The organism is Mycobacterium sp., assembly GCF_049683935.1.
In the GTDB taxonomy this organism is placed as follows: Bacteria; Actinomycetota; Actinomycetes; order Mycobacteriales; family Mycobacteriaceae; genus Mycobacterium.
In genome coordinates, this window is sequence record NZ_JBAUJR010000053.1 from 1 (window position 1) to 4341 (window position 4341).

A 4341-nucleotide genomic window follows, 5' to 3' on the forward strand; every position below is an offset into this window, starting at 1 on the left:
GCACCGCGTCGCCGACACGCACCACCCCGGGTGTGGCGACGTCGGCGTAGACGCCGAGGAACCGCTGCGTGCTCTCGGCCAGCCTGCGGGTCAGTGCACGATCGAGTTCGAGCCCGGGCTGCGGACGGGTGGGCACCACACACCTGATGGTCGGATTGGTGATTCGCAGTGCCGCCGAACCGAATTCGACGTCGCCACCGACCCAGCCCGCTTCGGGATACCCGTCGCCCGCCTCGTCGAGAGCCACCAGCACGTTGGGCCGGAACCGGCGCACGTCATAGGGCACACCGTCGGCGGAAAGAGTAGCCAGGCTGGTGGTGCTGACGACGTGGACCGGGCTAAGGTCCACGAATGTGCCCGGCGGGGTGGCGAATCGGGCCAGGGTCAGCATCTGCCTGGTCGTGAAGACCGACGTGTCGGGCAGCGCTTCCCGATCGGACAGGCCGAAGTCGCGGCGCACCTCGGTCGGCGAGTAGTTGGCGCGGGTCTGCTGCACCGACAACCGGTGCAGGCTGGTGTCGGAGCTCGGCGGCAGGGCCGTCAGCCGTACCTCACGTCCCACCAGGTCCGACAGGGCTTGATCGAGTTCGTCACCGCCACTGGCCAATTCGGTGCCGTCCGGCATGGTGACGATCACCTCGGGCACGTTTCCCGGGCCGGCGTCGAGACTGAGAGCGATAGCATAGCGGGCCGAACAGCCGAGCAGCTTGGGGAGCCTGCGCGCGGAGGCCGTGATGTTCTGCTCGAGGTCGCGGACCGCCCACAGCCGATCGGCGTGCACCCCGCGTCGATCGATGCGCACCTCGTCGACCGGCGAGCCGCCCATCGACTTGACCGGGAACCGCCAGAGCTGCACCACCGAACCGCTCATGACGACTTCATCCCGAAACCGTCTGGCGCAGTTCAGAGTATGCGTCGCTTGCGGTGTCGTACACCCGCACGACGGCCTGGTCGCCGGGCTGCAGATAGGTGGATTCGCCCAGTGGCGTGTACCGGGTGGCGCCGATGCCGATCAACAGCTTCGTCGGGTGACCGCCGGCGACCATCAGGGCCCCGACATCCTCCAGAGGAGTGTCGGCGGAACCCTTCTGATGGGCCAGCCGGTCGACGATCCAGTCCAGCAGCACCTCGCCGTAGTACGAGTAGCCCAGCAGCGGACTGTCCACCCCGTACTCGTGCTGCTGCCCGTCGGCGGTGAGCAGATGGCAGACCAGCCGCAGCGTCGCGGTGGGACCGTCGGGGGTGAGGTCGCTGACGTCGAAGAACTGCCGCGCAACGCCTTTTGATGCCGGGCCCCAATTCTTCTTGTGGCTGATCTTCGGCGCGTTCGGCCGCCGTATCGAGCAGTCGTTGAATGCACCGAGGGCAAACGGCTGCAAGGACGCCACGGTGTCACCGGCCCACTTGACCTCACACGCCAGCCCGACCTCGGGTTCGATCTGCAGGTTCAGCGGGGTGTCGCTGGCGGGCAGCCGGATCGTGTCGTGCGACAGCGGGAACTCCCCGAGAAAGCTGTCGTGACCCGGTGCGTACCACGGGAAGATGCCCTTGGGGGCCGACCCCTCGGAGCTGACGTTCACAAAATCGGCGGCCTCGCCGGCCTGTTCGAGGTGCCCGGCGAAGTTGCCCGCGACACCGAAACCGAACCACGTCCGCAGCTCGTCGTCGTCCAGTTCGATCACATCGATCACGTTGTCCTCCCGGGTTCGAGCACGGCGGCTCCGACATAGGGCACCAGCGCTTCGGGTACCCGCACACTGCCGTCGGGCTGCTGGTGGTTCTCGAGGATCGCCACCAGCCACCGCGTGGTGGCCAGGGTTCCGTTCAGCGTCGCTGCGGTCTGCGGTTTGCCGTTCTCGTCGCGGTAGCGCACCGCCAGCCGCCGCGCCTGGAACGTGGTGCAGTTCGAGGTCGACGTCAGCTCGCGGTAGGTGCCCTGCGTCGGCACCCAGGCCTCGCAGTCGAACTTCCGCGCCGCCGACGATCCGAGGTCGCCTGCCGCGATGTCGATGACGCGGTACGGCACCTCGATGTGGGCGAGCATCTGGCGCTGCCAGCCCAGCAGACGCTGGTGCTCGGCTTCGGCGTCCTCCGGGCGGCAGTAGACGAAGCCCTCGACCTTGTCGAACTGGTGCACGCGGATGATGCCCCGGGTGTCCTTGCCGTAGCTGCCCGCCTCGCGCCGAAAGCAGGTCGACCAGCCGGCGTAGCGCTTCGGCGCTTGCGACAGGTCGAGGATCTCGTCGGCGTGGAAGCCGGCCAGCGGCACCTCGGAGGTGCCGACGAGATACATGTCGTCCTCCTCGAGGTGGTAGACCTCGTCGGCGTGGGCGCCCAGGAAGCCGGTGCCCTGCATCACCTCGGGCCGCACCAGCACCGGCGGGATGACGAGGGTGAATCCGTTGTCCACCGCGACGCGCACCGCGAGCTGGAACAGCCCCAGCTGCAGCAGCGCGCCGGCGCCGGTGAGGAAGTAGAACCGGGAGCCGGACACCTTCGCGCCGCGTTCCATGTCGATGAGCCCCAGCGACTCGCCCAGCTCGAGGTGGTCCTTCGGATTCTCGAGCGTAGGCGGCTCACCGACGGTGTCCAGCACCACGAAGTCGTCTTCGCCACCGGCGGGCACGCCTTCGATGATGACGTTCGAGATCGCCATATGGGCTGCGGTGTAGGACTTCTCGGCCTCGGTCTGGGCCGCCTCGGCGGCCTTGACCCGCTCGGCGAGCTCCTTTGCGGTGGCCAGCAGTGCCGGTCGCTCGTCGGGGGCGGCCTTGCCCACCAGCTTGCTGGCCGCCTTCTGTTCGGCGCGCAGGTTGTCGGCGGCGGAGACGGCGGCCCGTCGCGCAGCGTCGGCCTCGGCGAGCACGTCGACGAGGCCCGGATCTTCACCGCGGGCCTGTTGTGATGCACGCACCGCGGCGGGGTTTTCTCGCAGCACCTTCAGGTCGATCACGGGCAAAACCCTACGTGGTGGTCAGAGCGTCCGGGCACAGGCGCAACATTTGCCGCTGCCGCGACACAGCCCCATAACGTTACAACTGCATCACTTGTCACAGCACCCGACACGCCTGTCACAATGGAGCAGATGTCGCAGGCACCCGAACACCCAGAGGGCGGCTCGACACCGGGCGAGAAGGCTTGGTGGCGGAGCTTCCAAGCCGAGTCGACCCGTCGTGCGCTGCTGCTCACCGCGCTCGGCGGGCTGCTGATCGCCGGGGTGATCACGGCACTGCCGCAGTCGGATCGGACCGGCAGCCTCACCGCCAACTCCATCTCACTGGGCCCCCGCGGCAACGACACCTTCGACCACGCCAAGAGCGGCGACTGCCTCAACTGGCCGGACCGCACACCCGATGCGGCCGAGATCGTCGACTGCACCACCGAGCACCGGTTCGAGGTCGCCGAGTCGGTCGACATGCGCACGTTCCCCGGCAGCGAATACGGGCCCGATGCGGCGCCCCCGTCCGCCGCACGTATCCAGCAGATCAGCCAGGAGCAGTGTTCGGCGGCCGTGAAGCGCTACCTCGGTCCGCGCTTCGACCCGCAGAGCAAGTTCACCGTCAGCATGCTGTGGTCCGGCGACAAGGCGTGGCGGCAGTCGGGTGAGCGCAGGATGCTGTGCGGCCTGCAACTGCCGGGCCCCAACAACCAGCAGCTGCCGTTCACCGGCAGGGTCGCCGAGATCGACCAGTCGAAGGTGTGGGCGCCGGGCACGTGCCTGGGCATCGACCCGGCCACCAACCAGCCGACCGATATCCCGGTCGACTGCGCGGCGCCGCACGCGATGGAGGTGACCGGCGCGGTCAACCTCGCCGAGAGGTTCCCCGACGGACTCCCGGCCGAGGCGGAGCAGGACTCGTTCATCAAGGACACGTGCACCCGGATGACGGATGCCTACCTGGCGCCGATCCAGCTGCGCAACACGACGCTGACGCTGATCTACAGCACCGTGTCGCTGCCCAGCTGGGCGGCCGGCAGCCATCAGGTGTCGTGCAGCATCGGTGCGACCCTGGGCAACGGCGGGTGGTCGACGCTGCTGAACAGCGCCAAAGGTCCGCTGATGATCAACGGTCAGCCGCCGGTGCCGCCCCCGGACATCCCCGAGGAACGTCTCAACTTGCCGCCGATCCCGATGCCGGACTTCCCGAACGAGTCGTCGTCGCAGTCCACCGGTTCCTCGGGGTCCAGCGGCTCCTCGGACTCGACCTACGACAACAGCCAGAGCGACCAGACGCAGCACATGCCGCAGCAGTCGCCCAGCACCGGTACCGCCGACACCGAGCAGGAGCCGCCGGCGGACACCGCCCCGCCGTCGGGGAACACGTTCCTCAACGGACCGCC

The 4341-nt window shown here is 68.4% G+C and carries 4 protein-coding genes; 1 reads left to right on the top strand and 3 read right to left on the bottom strand.

Features of this window, described 5'->3' with window-relative positions; all coding sequences use genetic code 11:
• The 3 genes from WA965_RS02950 to serS form a co-directional block, all read right to left on the bottom strand.
• Window positions 1-871, bottom strand: an 871-nt coding sequence (locus WA965_RS02950; RefSeq protein ID WP_526447043.1) for an MOSC domain-containing protein, incomplete at its 3' end; no start/stop codon positions are given.
• 7 nt (window positions 872-878) lie between these two features.
• Complete coding sequence (locus tag WA965_RS02955; protein ID WP_526302965.1) at window positions 879-1682, bottom strand: DUF5718 family protein; 804 nt, start codon at window positions 1680-1682, stop codon at window positions 879-881.
• A gap of 5 nt (window positions 1683-1687) precedes the next feature.
• Complete coding sequence (gene serS, locus WA965_RS02960; protein ID WP_526302963.1) at window positions 1688-2953, bottom strand: serine--tRNA ligase; 1266 nt, start codon at window positions 2951-2953, stop codon at window positions 1688-1690.
• 123 nt (window positions 2954-3076) lie between these two features.
• Between serS and WA965_RS02965 the strand changes: the two genes are divergently transcribed.
• Window positions 3077-4341 (top strand): septum formation family protein (locus tag WA965_RS02965; protein WP_526447045.1); only part of this gene is annotated, 1265 nt, incomplete at its 3' end.